Raw genomic sequence first — 13,807 nt, forward strand, 5'->3', positions numbered from 1 at the left:
CGTCCACCGACCGGCCCGCCCCGCCCGGACGCAGGGGAGCGCCACCGTGGAGCCCACCGAACGCCTGTCCGACTCGTGGCGCCACTGCGTCGGCACGGGACGGCTCAACCTGGCCCTGAGGTCGGACTACCGGGATTCGCTCGCCCTGGTGCAGCGCGACATCGGCTTCCGGTACATCCGCGGCCACGGGCTGCTGTCCGACGACATGGGCGTGCACCGCAAGTCCACCGTGGACGGTTCGGCGCGCTACTCGTTCACCTACCTGGACCAGGTGTTCGACGGCTACCTGGAGCTGGGCCTGAAACCGTTCGTGGAACTGGGGTTCATGCCGTCGGCGCTGGCCTCGGGCGACGACACGGTGTTCTGGTGGAAGGGCAACATCACGCCGCCGCGCTACCAGAGCGAGTGGGCCGCGCTGGTGCGGGCGGTGGTCCTGCACCTCGTCGACCGCTACGGCGTCGACGAGGTCCGGACGTGGCCCATCGAGGTGTGGAACGAGCCGAACCTGGTGCACTTCTGGAAGGACGCCGACCAGGAGGCGTACTTCCGGCTCTACGAGACCACCGCGCGGGCCGTGAAGGACGTCGACGCGGGCCTCCAGGTGGGCGGACCCTCCCTGTCGCCGGGCTCCGACGACTGGTGGTCGCCGTTCGCCGACTTCGTCACCCGCCGGGACGTGCCGGTCGACTTCGTCAGCAGGCACGCCTACGCGTCCGGCCCGGCGCAGCACATCCCGTTCGGCACCTACCAGACGCTGGCGCCGCCGAGCACGCTGCTCGATCAGTTCGCCGCGCCGCGCAGGTACCTGGCGGGTACGGCGCTGGCGGGGCTCCCGGTGCACATCACCGAGTTCAACACCTCCTACCGGCCGGACAACCCGATCCACGACACGGCCTACAACGCCGCCTACCTGGCCCCCGTCCTCACCGGCGGCCTCGACCTCGTGGACTCCTACTCCTACTGGACGTTCTGCGACGTGTTCGAGGAGGAGAACGTGCCGACCTCGGTGTTCCACGGCGGGTTCGGCCTGCTCACGCACCGGCAGATCCGCAAGCCCACCTACCACCTGTACGCGTTCATGGCCCGCATGGGCAAGTGGGTGCTGGCCCGCGGCGAGGACCACCTGGTCTGCGCCGACGACGACGGGCGGGTGACCGTGCTGGCGTGGCAGCCCGTCGGGGGGACGGAGGCGCCGGACGCGGCGGAGCGGCACGAGGTGCGGCTGTCGGTGCCGATGCCGGGGGCCCGCGCGTTCGTCCGCCGCGAGCGGGTGAACGAGCACGACGGCAACGCGTTCGCGGCCTGGCGCGAACTGGGCAGGCCCGCCTCGCCGGACCTCAGGACGTTCGAGCTGCTGCGCGACTGCGCGCGACCCGCGGTGGAACACCGGTCGCTCGCGGTCGAGGCCGGTCGGGTGGACCTGGTGCTCCCGTTGGCACGGCACGAGATCACCTTCGTGGAGGTGCTGCCGGTGGGCGCGCAGGAGCACGCGGGGCTCGACGACCGGCGGCTGCTCGGCACCCTCGACGACCGGCTCGTCGCGGAGCACGAGAGGTGAGGCCCGCGTCCGATCCGGCGGCCGAGATCGGCGGCGGTGTCCTCGCGCGCGCCTCGGCCGTCGTGTACTGGCTGCTGGTGGTAGAGGTGCTGCTGGTGCTGACGACGGCCCCGGCGCTGGCCGCGGTCGTGCTCCTGGCGGGCGGCGCGGGCAACGCGCCCCTGATCGGCCTGTGCTTCGTCCCGGTGGCGCCCGCGCTGTCCGCCGCCGTCTTCGCGTGGCGGGTGTTCCGCACCGACCGGGACCTGGCGCCCGCCCGGCACTTCTGGCGCGGCTACCGGCTGAACTGGCTGGACGTGCTGCGCTGGTGGCTGCCGACGCTGGCCGTGCTCACGCTGATCGGCTTCACCCTGGCGAACCTGGACGCGGCGGGCGTGCCGACGGGGTACGGCCCGCTGCTGGCGCTGGTGGCGCTGGGCGTCCTGCTGTGGGCCGCGCAGGCGCTCGTGCTGTCGTCCACGCTGTCGCTCAGGACGCGCGACCTCGTGCGGCTGGCGGCCCACTACCTCGGCGCCCGCCCGAAGGCGGCGCTCGGCACGCTGTCGCTGCTCGTCGCGGCGGCGGGCGTCGTGGCGCTGACCTCGGACTGGGTCCTCGTCCTGCTGGCTTCCCCCTGCACGTTCGCCCTGCTGCGCAACGCCGACCCGGTGCTGCGCGACGCCACCCGGAGGTTCACCGCATGACGCAGATCGGCTACGGCGGGGACTACAACCCGGAGCAGTGGCCGCGGGAGGTGTGGGACGCCGACTACGAGGCGTTCGCGCTGGCGGGCGTCGACACGCTGACCGTCGGCGTCTTCGCGTGGGCCCACGTGCAACCGGCGGAGGACCGCTACGACTTCGCCGTGCTGGACGCGATCGTCGACCGGGCCGCGGCGGAGGGCAAGCGGATCGTGCTCGCCACCCCCACCGGCGCGATGCCGCCGTGGCTCGCGCACGCCTACCCGGACGCGTGCCGGGTGGACTTCGAGGGCCGCAGGCACGTGTACGGCCAGCGGCACAACGCGTGTCCGTCCTCTTCGGACTTCCGCCGCCTGTCCGTCGCACTGGCCGGACGGCTCGCCCAGCGGTACGGCGACAACCCGGCGATCGTGGCGTGGCACGTCGGCAACGAGTACGGCGGCTCCTGCTGGTGCCCGGCGTGCGGCGAGGGGTTCCGGGACTGGCTGCGGAAGTCCTACGGCGACCTCGACCGGCTCAACCACGCGTGGAACACCACGTTCTGGTCGCACACGTTCACCGAGTGGGAGCAGATCCCGCCGCCGAACGCGCTGTCGGAGCACTGGCGCGGGCCGGACCACACGGCGTTCCAGGGGATCACCCTGGACTACAAGCGGTTCATGTCCGACGCGCTGCTCGGCGGGTTCGTCGCGGAGAAGGCCGCGATCCGCGAGCACGTGCCGACCACGCCGGTCACCACGAACTTCATGGGCCTGTACCAGCCGATCGACTACCACCGCTGGGCTCCGCACCTGGACTTCGCGTCCTGGGACAACTACCCGCCGGAGGACACGTCACCGGTGCGCACGGCCGCGCGGATGGCGCTGGCGCACGGGCTGGTGCGCGGACTGAAGGGCGGGCAGCCGTTCTGGGTCATGGAGCAGACGCCGTCGACGACCGCGAGCCGGGACGTCAACGCCGTCAAACGGCCGGGTGTCCTGGGACTGTGGTCGTGGCAGTCGGTGGCGCACGGCGCGGACGCCGTCCTGTACTTCCAGATGCGGCACTCCCGCGGCGCCTGCGAGAAGTACCACGGCGCCGTGCTCGACCACGCGGGCCGGACCGACACCAGGGTGTTCCGCGAGGTCGCCGCGCTCGGCGCCGAGTTCGCGCGGGTCGGCGACGCGGTGCTGGGCGCGCGGACGCCCGCGCGGGTGGCGCTGCTGGTCGACTGGGACAGCTGGTGGGCCGTCGAGATGTCCGACGGGCCGAACCGCGACGTGCGCTACCTCCAGGTGGTCGCCGCCTACCACCGCGCCCTGTGGCAAGCGGGCACGCCGCTCGACGTGGTGCCCGTGACGGCCGACCTGAGCGGCTACGACGTGGTCGTGGCACCGCTGCTGCACATGGTGAAGGGAGACCTCGCCGAGCGGGTCGCGGCACTGGTGGAACGCGGCGGCTCGTTCCTGACGACCGCGCTGTCCGGTCGGGTCGACGAGGACGACAACGCCTTCCTGGCCGACGTTCCGGGACCGTTCGCGGGCCTGCTCGGGCTGCGGGTGGAGGAGACCGACGCGCAGCGGCCGGACGTGGTGAACCCGGTGGCGTTCGGCGGGGACGTGCACGACGCCCGCCACGTGTTCGAGGTGATCGTGCCGGAGTCCGCCGAGGTGCTCGGCACCTACGGCGCCGACTTCTACGCCGGGACACCCGCGATCACCCGCGCGGCACGGGGGAGCGGAAGCGCCTGGTACGTGGGCACACTGCTCGACGACGCCGGGGTCGCCGCGGTGGTGCGGTCGGTGCTGGACGAGCACGGTCTGGTCGGGCCGCTGGCCGACGTGCCGGCCGTCGAGGTCGCCGAGCGCGTCACGGCTTCGGGGGAGCGGTACCTGTTCCTGCTCAACCACAGCGGTTCCCGGCTCACCGTGCCGTGCCCCGCCGACGGCGTGGACCTGCTCGGCGGTGGCGCGCTCGCCGCAGGGGACGACCTGGAACTGGCCCCGGCGGCCGTGGTCCTGCTGCGCTGTCAGTAGATCCGGCGGCCCCGTGCGTCGGGCACGCCGGACTTGCGGTGGAAGTAGGTGTTGACCTGGTCGCGCCACTCGGTCGCCGACCGGAGCTGCTCGCGCAGCAGTCCGGTGACGCGGTCGAACGTCGGCGCGGGCACCCGGCCCTCCAGTCCGGCCCAGGTGGCGGCCATCCGGACGACCTCGTCGTGGCCGTCGAAGTGGGTGTCGTAGATGTGCTGGACGACGGTGGAGCCCGAGTGCAGGACGTGGCCGTACGGGACGTGGTGGAAGAACAGCAGCAGCTCGTCCGGGCAGGTCTCCGGCGACTCGTAGACATCGCGCCACGGTGCCGGGAACTGGCCGGTGAACCCGGTTCCGGTGGCGCGGGTGCGGTCCACGCCGACGCCGTCGCGGTCGGCGAAGTGGTAGGTGCCCCAGGGGGAGTACTCGTAGCCGTCCACGTCGGGCCCGTAGTGGCCGCCGGGGCGGACCATGAAGCCGACGCCCAGCGGCGCGGTGTACTTCTCGTAGGTGCGCCAGGAGTCGTCCATCAGCCCGCGCAGCCCTTCCCGCGCGTCCGGGTCGGGGAACGTCAGGCCGATCCACTCGTCCAGCACCTCCGCCGAGGTCAGCCGGTCGTCCCACGCGAGCCTGCCGAACCCGTAGAGGTTGGCCTGCGCCAACGGGTGGCCGGTCCAGAACGGGTCGTCGCCCGCGTTGGACACGGCCACCAGCCCGCCGGTGGGCGCGTCCACCCGCCCGGCCGCGATGTCCGCGACCGTGCCGCCCTCCTCGCCCCACGGCCGGAACGACAGCATCTCCCGCCACAGCGGCACGAGGTGGCAGACGTGCTTCTGGTGCCCGGTGTACTCCTGCGTCACCTGCAACTCCACGGCCAGCCGCGTCCGGGGCATCGACGCGATCACCGGCGACACCGGTTCGCGCGGCTGGAAGTCGATCGGCCCCGCCTTCACCTGCACGACGACGTTGTCGTCGAACCGGCCGTCCAGCGGCGCGAAGTGGTCGTGCGCGGCCCGTGCCCGGTCCGTCGTCCGGTCCCGCCAGTCCTGGCGGTGGTTGTAGACGAACGCGCGCCAGAACACCGTGCCGCCGAACGGTTCCAGCGCACGGGCCAGCACGTTCGCCCCGTCGGCGTGGTCGCGGCCGTAGGCGAACGGCCCCGGCTGCCCCTCGGAGTCGGCCTTGACGACGTAGCCCGCGAAGTCGGGGATCGCCGCGTAGACGTCGGCGGTGGTCCGCGCCCACCAGTCCCGCACCTCGGGGTCGAGCGGGTCCGCCGTGGCCAGGCCGCCGAGGGTGATCGGCGCGGCGAAGCCCACCGACAGGCTGACCCTGATGCCCTGCGGGCGGAACACGTCGGCCAGCCGCGCCACGTCCGGCAGCAGGTCGGTCAGCAGCCGCGCCTCCGTGCGGTGCACGTTCACGTTGTTGAGGCCCACCCGGTTGATCCCGATCGACCCGAGCAGCCGGGCGTAGGCGGCGACCCTGCCCAGGTCGGCGCGCACCGCACCGTCGTCGTAGAACAGGGAACCGCCCGAGTAGCCGCGTTCGACCTGCCCCATCACCGGGTGGACGTCGACGTTGTCCCAGTGGTCGAGCATCCGGACCGACTGCCGGGGCGCGAACCGCTCCGTCCACGTCCCGGCGAACGCCCCCTCGCCGAGCCGCACGACCTGGTGGAACCCGTGCAGCAGCCCCGCTCCACCGGCCGCGTGGACCGTCGTGGTCCCCTCCGCCCGTGCGATGGTGAACGCCTCGTCCCCGGCGTCCGGCCCGGCCGCGCGGACCAGGTCGAGTGCAGCGGTACCGGGTTCGTCGACCAGTTCCCCGCCGTGCTCCGCCGCCGCCGCCGCGACCTCACCGCGCACCGTGTCGACCAGCAACCCGTCCCCGACCACCCGGACCCGCCGGGAACCCAGTGGCCGCAGGGCGGACGAGGGCAGCCACGCCGGGTCGACGCCGTCCGGCAGCGGTGCGATGAATTGGTTCATGCATTGAACTTAAACAGGGTTCCGGTCGTGGGCAAGACTTCGGCATTTGGCATTGGTGCTGGTCATTGCTTCAGTGCTGACCAAAACCAAGCTTTGCCACTATTCCGCCCCGACCTGGAAGGCGGGTGGTGGGGAGCGGCCGGGGTTGGGGCACAGCTCCGCGCTGGGAGAGGGGTCCGAAAGCTGGGCTTCGTCTACCGTGTGGACGCAGGACGGGGAGAGGACCGCAGGTGATCGGGAGGTGGCACACGACGTGGGCGATCCGCGGGGCACCGGCCGCTTCTACGACGACTTGGCGGCCACCTACGACCTGGTCTACGCCGACTGGGACGCGGGCATCGCGCGCCAGGCCGCGGCGCTCACTCCGCTGATCCCGCCCGGCTCGCGGGTGCTGGACTGCGCCTGCGGCATCGGCACGCAGGCCATCGGCCTGGGAGCACTGGGTTCCACCGTGGTGGGGTCGGACCTGAGCCCGGTCGCCGTGGCACGGGCGGCGCGCGAGGCGGTGGCGCGGAGGGTGGGACTGCCGGTCGTGGCGGCGGACATGCGCGCACTGCCGTTCGCGGCGGGGAGCTTCGACGTCGTGCTGGCGGCGGACAACGCCGTGCCGCACCTGCTGTCCGCGGCCGACCTCGGTGCTGCCGCCGCGGAGATGCGGCGGGTGCTGCGACCCGGTGGGCGGCTGGTGCTGTCCACTCGCGACTACGACGCGATCCGCCGCGACCGGCCGTCGTCCACGGCGCCGCAGCGCAACGCGAACGGCACCGTCACGTTCCAGCTGTGGCGGTGGAACGCCGAGGGCACCCACTACGACCTGGAGCACTTCCAGCTCGAACCGCGCGGCGACGCGTGGACCACGACGGTCCGCCGGGCGGCCTACTGGGCCGTCACCCGCGCCGAACTGGCCGCGTCGCTGTCCGAGGCCGGGTTCGTCGACGTGACCTGGCCGGACACGGGGTTCTTCCAGCCCGTCGTCACCGCCGTCACTCCGCCGCGTTCGGCCGGGTGAGCCCCAGGTCGTAGGTGAGGATCACGGCCTGGATCCGGTCCCGCGCCCCGATCTTCGCCAAGACCCGCCCCACATGGGTCTTCACCGTCGACTCCGACAGGAACATCCGCTCGGCGATCTCCCCGTTGGTCCACCCCCGGCCGATCGCGAGCAGGATCTCGTGCTCGCGGGCCGTCAGGGCGCCCAGTCGCGAGTCCTCGGCCACCGGATCGTCCGGTTCGAGGTGCTGCGTGAACGTGTCCAGCAGCCGCCGGGTCAGCGCGGGGGCGATGACCGCGTCGCCCGCGGCGACGGCGCGGATCCGGGCGAGCAACTCCTCCGGGTGCGCGTCCTTGAGCAGGAACCCGCTGGCTCCCGCGCGCAACGCCGCGTGGGCGTACTCGTCGAGGTCGAAGGTGGTGAGGATGAGGACGCGGGAGCGGCCTCCGGTGTCGACGATGCGGCGGGTGGCCTCGATGCCGTCCATGCCGGGCATGCGGACGTCCATGAGGATCACGTCGGGGTGCAGTTCGGCGGCCATGCGGACGGCCTCGGTGCCGCGGGACGCCTCGCCGAGGACCTCGGTGTCGGGGTTGCTGTCGAGCAGCATGCGGAAGCCGAAGCGCTGCAACGGGTGGTCGTCGACGATGAGCACGGTGGTCATGCCGCACCCGCGTTCGCGCGGGGCGCGGTGAGGGCGAAGGTCGCGCGGACCGCCCACCCTCCCCGCGGGGACGGCCCGGCGCTGAAGGTGCCGTTGTAGAGGGCCGCGCGTTCGCGCATGCCGGTCAGGCCGTGCCCTTCGCCGTGGGCGGCGGTGGGGCGGCCGCCGGATCCGGTGTCGGTGACCTCGATGCTCACGCGGGTGTCCTCGACGGTGACGGCCAGGGTGATCGAGGTGTCCGGCCCGGCGTGCTTGAGGGCGTTGGTCAGCGACTCCTGGGCGATGCGGTAGACGGCGAGCTGCACGCTGCGGTCGAGGGTCGCCAGGTCGCCCTCGGTGTGCCGCACGACGTGCGGGCCCGCCGCGCGGACGCGGGCGCACAGGTCGTCGAGGTCGACGGTGCCGGGGTGCGGGGCGGGGTCGGTGTGCTCGCGCAGGACGCCGAGGCTGCGGCGCAGTTCCCGCAGGGCCTGGCGGCCGGTGTCGCCGATGAGCAGCAGCGCCTGGCGGCCGCGGTCCGGTGACAGCGCGGCCGCGTAGCCGCCGCCGTCGGCGAGGGTGATCATGACGGAGACGTGGTGGCCGACGATGTCGTGCATCTCGCGGGCGACGCGGGTGCGTTCGGTCGCGGCGGCCAGCCTGCTGCGCTGGTCCCGCTCGACCTCCAGCCGCGCCGCCCGTTCCCGCAGGCCGGCGAGCTGGGCTCGGCGGATCCGCGGCACGAGGCCGACCGAGACCGCCGCGATGACGTTGGTCAGGATGTAGAAGAACGCGTCCAGGAACGACACGTCGTTGCGGATCCGCAGGATCATCAGGGTCAGGACGACCAGGGTGGCGACGACCGCGGCGGGCAGTCGTCGTGGCGCCCCGTGCAGCGCCATGCCGCACAGGGCGATCAGCACGGCGACGTCGGCGCGCAGCCAGGCGCCCTGCGACCACTGGACCAGGAAGACCGCGATGACGACCCCCAGCACCAGCACCGGTCGCCGTCTGCGCCAGAACAGCGGTACGACCAGCCCGGCCTGCAAGGCCACGGTGCCCTGCCACGGCAGGTGGTTGACGGTCGGGAGGACCGTGTGGTCCGCGTAGTCCGACGAGCAGCCGCACGGGATCAGGTCGGGCACGCAGAACAGCAGCGCGACGGCCACGACCAGACCGAGGTCGGTGAGCCACGGCCGGGCGGCGTCCTGCCGCTGGAACCGCTGCCACAGGCGGGAAGCGCGGTCGAACAGGGGATGGCTCCACAGCGCGTCCGCCTCACCCGCTCCGGACGTGGTGCTCATGGGGATCACCCGCCCATCGTCCCGGTGGGCGCGCCCGCCGTCACGCGGCGGGGCTGTAGAGCAGCAGGCCGATGCACATCTCGTCGCTGGTGCCGTCGCCCCACACCACGTACCGCGGCGGCAGTGTCTTCAGCTGGGGCAGTTGGCGGCGCAGGCCCGCGTCGTGGGTGCAGGTGACCCGGATCTCGTCACCCGCCTTGACCTCGACGGGGGCGGGGGTCGGCCGCATCTTCTGGTCGTCGAAGTCGAACATCGGCACGTCGAGCAGCGTCCGCGCCGCGGGGGTGTCGGCGTTGAGCTCGATCTTGATCGCGCGGCCGAGCAGGTGCATGTGGCCCAGTGCGGCGTAGATCGTGAGGTTCCGGGGTGCCCGGATCTCGCACGACTGGGTGTTGCCCGGTTTCGGGACACCGCCGCTGCACTGCTCGACCAGCCTGTCCTCGGTGCCGCCGACCTCCTCGCCGAACCGCTTCGCGACGTCGGCGACGGCCGTCGCGCGGTCGCAGAGCGGGCCGGACTCGTCGGTGGCGCAGGGCAGTTCGATCGGCACGTCCAGCGGCGCGGTGTCCAGCGGTTTCGTGGCGGCCGTCCCGGTCTTCATCCGCAGCCGCACGGTGGACCTGTCGGTCTGGCCCGGCTTGCCGTCGGTGGCCAGCAGGTTGTAGTGGATCTGGAGGACGATCAGGCCGCCGGGGGCGATCGGGAACCCGACGTCCTGCGGGAGCAGGGTCTCGGTGCCGTTCGGCGTCCAGGTGTCCACCCACACCGGGGGCTTGTCGCCGCCGCGCAGCCCGCTGTCGCCGAAGCAGGTCCAGCCGTCGCCGGGCGTCTCGGCGTCCTTGGCCGTCGCCTCCTGCGCCCCCTCGGGCGGCACCGCGAACACCAGGGCGTGGTGCACGATCGGCTCGTTGCCGGGCTGGAACCGGGTACCGGTCAGGAAAGCGGGCTCGGTGATCTTCGGGTCGAGCAGCAGGCACCGGTACTCGTCGGTGCCGCCGTTGGGCGGGGCGGGCTGGTAGGCGGCCGACATGGACATGTCGACGAACCGCTCGCCCTCCCGCAGGGGCTCGGTCGGCGCGGGCGCGCCGGTGGTGTCGTGCCCGGCGTGGCCGGAGGCGGTCGACGACGCCGGGGACGTCGCCCCGGTGGACGCCGACGAGCAGCCCGCCAGCACGATCGCCAGTGCGGCGCCCGCCGCTGTCAGAGCGCGCGTCCGCGGTGGCCTGGTGCGGTGAGTCATGACGTCCCCTCGTCTGTGCCGCCGCGGGAAGCGGCTTCCTCCTGCACGTTAGGACGTCCGCGCCAAGTGGTTCGTCATCCCCCGGTGCGACCGGCGGGAGGCGGGGTAGTACCGCGGTACCACGGCGCGGTGACGTCCGCCAGTGGGGAGAACCGCGGGGAAGGGGCTTCGGGGGAGTCGCCCATTAGGGTGCTGCGGCTGCGCGGTTCGGGTGCCATGTTGGAACCCGGCGTACCGACGGGACCTGTGGGCGGGGGATCACGTATGGGGCGGACAACGGCGTTCGTGCTGGTGGCGGTGGGTTGTCTGGTGGCGGGGTGCCTGGGCCAGACGCGGGACGAGGATCCGGCGCGCAACGCCGACGCCAAGGACGTGACGTTGACGATCGTCGCGAACGCGGTGTCGGGCGGGAAGAATGCGCGCGGGGCGGACTGGCTCCGGAACTGGGTGATCCCGCGGTTCACCGAGGCCCAGAAGGCCAAGGGCGTGACCATGACGGTGGAGTTCGAGCAGAGCGGCACGGCCGACGAGGCCTACAAGACCAAGGTCGCGCTGGACTTCAAGACCGGTGGCGGCGGTGACGTCGTCGAGCTCGACGGCATCTGGCTGGGCGAGTTCGCGCAAGCGGGCCAGGTCAAGCCGATCGACGACCTCGTGGGCAGGTCCGAGGTCGACGCTTGGGACGGCTGGCAGCAGATCCCGGACGCCGTGCAGGGGCTCGGGGAGTTCGAGGGCAAGCGGTACGGCGTGCCCATGGGCACCGACGGGCGGGTGCTGTTCTACAACAGGAAGCTGTTCGCGTCCGCCGGGTTGCCCGCCGACTGGCAGCCGCGGAGCTGGGACGAGCTGCTGTCGGCCGCGACGGCGTTGAAGGCGCTGCCCGGTGTCACGCCGATCCAGCTCGACGCGGGCACGGCGATGGGCGAGGCGACCACGATGCAGGGCGTGCTGCCCTCGCTGGTGGGCACGGGCAAGCCGATCCACGACGAGGGCAAGTGGCAGGGCGCGACGGCGGGCGTGGAGGACGTTCTCGGTCTGTACCAGCGGATCTACCGCGACGGGCTCGGTGACCCCGTGCTCCAGCAGGAGGCGAACGGGCGCGACCGGTCGTTCCGGCTGTTCGCCGAGAACAGGATCGGCATCCTGCTGGAGGGCGACTACTTCTGGCGATCGGTGGTGGAGCCCAAGAACGGCGTGGCGAAGATGGCCGACCGCGACACCGCCGTCGGCTGGGCGCTGATGCCCGCCCGGCGACCCGGCGCCGGTGTCGGCGGACAGGACTTCGTCAGCATGTCCGGCGGTGGCGTGCGGGTGATCAACCCCAACTCCCGGTACCCCAAGCAGGCCTGGGAGTTCATGCAGTTCCTCAACTCCGCCGAAGCGGTGAAGTCGTCGCTGGCGGGCACCGCCCAGATCACCCAGCGCGACGACGTGAACGACGAGGTGCTGGCGGGCGACCCGATGCTCACCTTCATCGCCGACAAGGTGCTGCCGATCACCCGGTACCGGCCGGGGCTCGCGGACTACCCGAAGGTGTCGGCCGCGCTCCAGCAGGCGACCGCGGACGTCGTCGCGGGCAAGAGCCCGGACGAGGCGGCGAAGGCCTACCAGGACGCGCTGGTCAAGGCCGTCGGCGAGGGATCCGTTGCCACCGGCTGACCTCCGGGTGCGGGAACGCGCCACCAGGGACGTCGCCGGGCTCGGCATGGCGCGGGCGATCGGGTTCGTCGCGCCCGCGCTGCTGCTGATCGGCGTCTTCCTGGTCTTCCCCGCGCTGTGGACGCTCTACATCGGGATCACCGACTACCAGCTCACCGGACCGGCGGCCGCGGCGCCGAGCGTGGTCGGGCTCGACAACTTCGCCGCTGCGCTGGACGACGCGCTGTTCACGAACTCGTTGTGGCTGACGGCGTTGTTCGTCCTCGGGTCCGCGGTGGTCGGCCAGAACGTCCTCGGGTTCACGCTGGCGTGGCTGCTGCGCCGGGTGCGGCCGTGGCTGCGCCGCGCCACCGAGGGCCTGGTGCTGCTGGCGTGGATCCTGCCGGGTCCGGTGGTGGCGTACCTGTGGTTCGCGGTGCTCAGCCGCGACGGCGGCACCCTGGGCCTGCTGCTGGACGACCCGACGACCGCGTGGCTCGTCGAGTACCCGATGGTCAGCCTGGTCGTGTTCAACGTCTGGCGCGGCACGGCGTTCTCCATGCTGCTCTACACCTCCGCGCTGGCCGCGGTGCCGCCGTCGCAACTGGAGACCGCGCGGCTGGTCGGCGCGAGCGGGTGGCAGGTGGTCCGCGACGTGGTGTTCCCGCACATCCGCGGGCACGTGCTGACGAACACTCTGCTCATCAGCCTGTGGACCGCCAACGACTTCACGCCGTTCCTGCTCACCGCGGGCGGCCCGAACCACGAGTCGGAGGTGCTGCCCGTGCTGATCTACCGGCAGGCGCTGGAGGGCGGGCGGCTCGGGTACGCGTCCGCCATGTCGTTGCTGCTGCTGGTCGGCAACCTGCTGATCGCGCTGGTGTACCTGAGGTTGCTGCGGAGGCGGTCGTGACGCCGGCGTGGGTGGTGCGGAGGATCGGCTTCTACGTGCTGGTGGCCGTGGTGCTGGCGTTCTTCGCGGTGCCGATGCTGTGGCTGGCCACGGCGCCGTTCGACGCGAGACCGGGGCTGGGCGTGCACTGGCCGGACTGGACGTTCGCCAACGTGTCGACCACCTTCCGGCACCCGTACGCGGTGACGTCGCTGGTCAACTCGATCCTGCTGTGCGTCGTCGCCACCGTCGTGACGACGGTGTTCGCCGCGCTGGCCGCGTACTCGCTCTCGCGGGTGCGGATTCCGGGCCGCGACGCGCTGCTGTACGCGCTGCTGCTGCTGTCCAGCGTGGTGACGGGGACCGCGGCGATGGTGCCGATCTTCGTGCTGATGCTCCAGTTGGGGCTGATCGACTCGCGGTTCGGCACGGCGCTGGTGATCGCGGGCGGGATGCTGCCCGCCGCGATCTTCATCCTCAAGGACTTCATGGACTCGGTGCCGAAGTCCTACGAGGAGTCCGCGCGGGTGTTCGGCGCCTCGCCCCGGCAGGTGCTGGGCCACGTCGTGCTGCCGGTCGCGCGACCGGGCGTGGCGACGATCCTGGTGTGGTCGTTCGTCAACGCGTGGGGCAACTTCCTGCTGCCGTTCCTGCTGCTGCGCGACGTCGGCAAGCAGCCCGCGGCGGTGCTGCTGCGGACGTTGCAGGACGAGGGCGGCAGCGCCAACCTGGCGGTGATCCCGGTGTTCTCGCTGCTGTACTCGATCCCGGTGGTCGTGCTGTACCTGTTCGTCAGCAAGCGGTACGGCTTCCGCTTCCACGGGGGGATCAAGAGCTGATGGCGGGTATCGGGATCGCTGG

Annotated in this window: 11 protein-coding genes; 7 read left to right on the forward strand and 4 right to left on the reverse strand. The window is 72.3% G+C overall.

Going from position 1 to position 13,807, the window contains the following annotated elements:
• Positions 1-46: 46 nt before the first annotated feature.
• The 3 genes from RM788_RS48575 to RM788_RS48585 are packed head-to-tail and all read left to right on the forward strand — an operon-like array spanning position 47 to position 4,253.
• Positions 47-1,558 carry a GH39 family glycosyl hydrolase gene (locus RM788_RS48575; RefSeq protein ID WP_315928117.1) on the forward strand — a complete coding sequence of 504 codons (1,512 nt, stop codon included), beginning with the start codon at positions 47-49 and terminating at the stop codon, positions 1,556-1,558.
• Complete coding sequence (locus tag RM788_RS48580; protein ID WP_315928120.1) at positions 1,555-2,241, forward strand: DUF624 domain-containing protein; 687 nt, start codon at positions 1,555-1,557, stop codon at positions 2,239-2,241. Before RM788_RS48575 ends, RM788_RS48580 begins: the two co-directional genes overlap by 4 nt.
• Positions 2,238-4,253 carry a beta-galactosidase gene (locus RM788_RS48585; protein WP_315928122.1) on the forward strand — a complete coding sequence of 672 codons (2,016 nt, stop codon included), beginning with the start codon at positions 2,238-2,240 and terminating at the stop codon, positions 4,251-4,253. Before RM788_RS48580 ends, RM788_RS48585 begins: the two co-directional genes overlap by 4 nt.
• Here RM788_RS48585 and RM788_RS48590 read toward each other — a convergent pair.
• On the reverse strand, positions 4,247-6,241 hold the full coding sequence (locus RM788_RS48590; RefSeq protein ID WP_315928124.1) for an alpha-glucuronidase: 1,995 nt from the start codon (positions 6,239-6,241) through the stop codon (positions 4,247-4,249). The two genes, RM788_RS48585 and RM788_RS48590, sit on opposite strands and share 7 nt — an antisense overlap.
• 241 nt (positions 6,242-6,482) lie before the next feature.
• Between RM788_RS48590 and RM788_RS48595 the strand changes: the two genes are divergently transcribed.
• On the forward strand, positions 6,483-7,250 hold the full coding sequence (locus RM788_RS48595; protein ID WP_315928126.1) for a class I SAM-dependent methyltransferase: 768 nt from the start codon (positions 6,483-6,485) through the stop codon (positions 7,248-7,250).
• Here the strand turns inward: RM788_RS48595 and RM788_RS48600 are convergent.
• Genes RM788_RS48600 through RM788_RS48610 form a run of 3 tightly spaced genes read right to left on the reverse strand, consistent with a single transcriptional unit; the run spans position 7,225 to position 10,416 of the window.
• The gene (locus RM788_RS48600) at positions 7,225-7,893 is read right to left on the reverse strand and encodes a response regulator (RefSeq protein WP_315928128.1); all 669 of its coding nucleotides are present in this window, start codon (positions 7,891-7,893) and stop codon (positions 7,225-7,227) included. The genes RM788_RS48595 and RM788_RS48600 overlap by 26 nt on opposite strands.
• A complete protein-coding gene (locus RM788_RS48605) occupies positions 7,890-9,176 on the reverse strand; it encodes a sensor histidine kinase (protein ID WP_315928130.1) in 1,287 nt (428 codons plus the stop codon). The genes RM788_RS48600 and RM788_RS48605 overlap by 4 nt, the downstream gene beginning before the upstream one ends.
• A gap of 40 nt (positions 9,177-9,216) precedes the next feature.
• Complete coding sequence (locus RM788_RS48610; protein ID WP_315928132.1) at positions 9,217-10,416, reverse strand: monooxygenase; 1,200 nt, start codon at positions 10,414-10,416, stop codon at positions 9,217-9,219.
• Between the two features lie 264 nt (positions 10,417-10,680).
• Here RM788_RS48610 and RM788_RS48615 point away from each other — a divergent pair, with 264 nt between their 5' ends.
• The 3 genes from RM788_RS48615 to RM788_RS48625 are packed head-to-tail and all read left to right on the forward strand — an operon-like array spanning position 10,681 to position 13,785.
• A complete protein-coding gene (locus RM788_RS48615; protein WP_315928134.1) occupies positions 10,681-12,075 on the forward strand; it encodes an extracellular solute-binding protein in 1,395 nt (464 codons plus the stop codon).
• Entirely contained in the window at positions 12,062-12,967 is a 906-nt protein-coding gene (locus RM788_RS48620) for a carbohydrate ABC transporter permease (RefSeq protein WP_315928136.1), read from the forward strand. Before RM788_RS48615 ends, RM788_RS48620 begins: the two co-directional genes overlap by 14 nt.
• On the forward strand, positions 12,964-13,785 hold the full coding sequence (locus RM788_RS48625) for a carbohydrate ABC transporter permease (protein WP_315928138.1): 822 nt from the start codon (positions 12,964-12,966) through the stop codon (positions 13,783-13,785). Before RM788_RS48620 ends, RM788_RS48625 begins: the two co-directional genes overlap by 4 nt.
• The last annotated feature ends 22 nt before the right edge of the window (positions 13,786-13,807 follow it).

This window comes from Umezawaea sp. Da 62-37, from assembly GCF_032460545.1.
In the GTDB taxonomy this organism is placed as follows: Bacteria; Actinomycetota; Actinomycetes; order Mycobacteriales; family Pseudonocardiaceae; genus Umezawaea.

Bases quoted from the DNA above. Each gene is read 5' to 3' on its own strand.
- RM788_RS48590 (WP_315928124.1), bottom strand. From the start codon at position 6,241: ATGAACCAATTCATCGCACCGCTGCCGGACGGCGTCGACCCGGCGTGG.
- RM788_RS48615 (WP_315928134.1), top strand. From the start codon at position 10,681: ATGGGGCGGACAACGGCGTTCGTGCTGGTGGCGGTGGGTTGTCTGGTG.
- RM788_RS48585 (WP_315928122.1), top strand. From the start codon at position 2,238: ATGACGCAGATCGGCTACGGCGGGGACTACAACCCGGAGCAGTGGCCG.
- RM788_RS48605 (WP_315928130.1), bottom strand. From the start codon at position 9,176: ATGAGCACCACGTCCGGAGCGGGTGAGGCGGACGCGCTGTGGAGCCAT.
- RM788_RS48600 (WP_315928128.1), bottom strand. From the start codon at position 7,893: ATGACCACCGTGCTCATCGTCGACGACCACCCGTTGCAGCGCTTCGGC.
- RM788_RS48610 (WP_315928132.1), bottom strand. From the start codon at position 10,416: ATGACTCACCGCACCAGGCCACCGCGGACGCGCGCTCTGACAGCGGCG.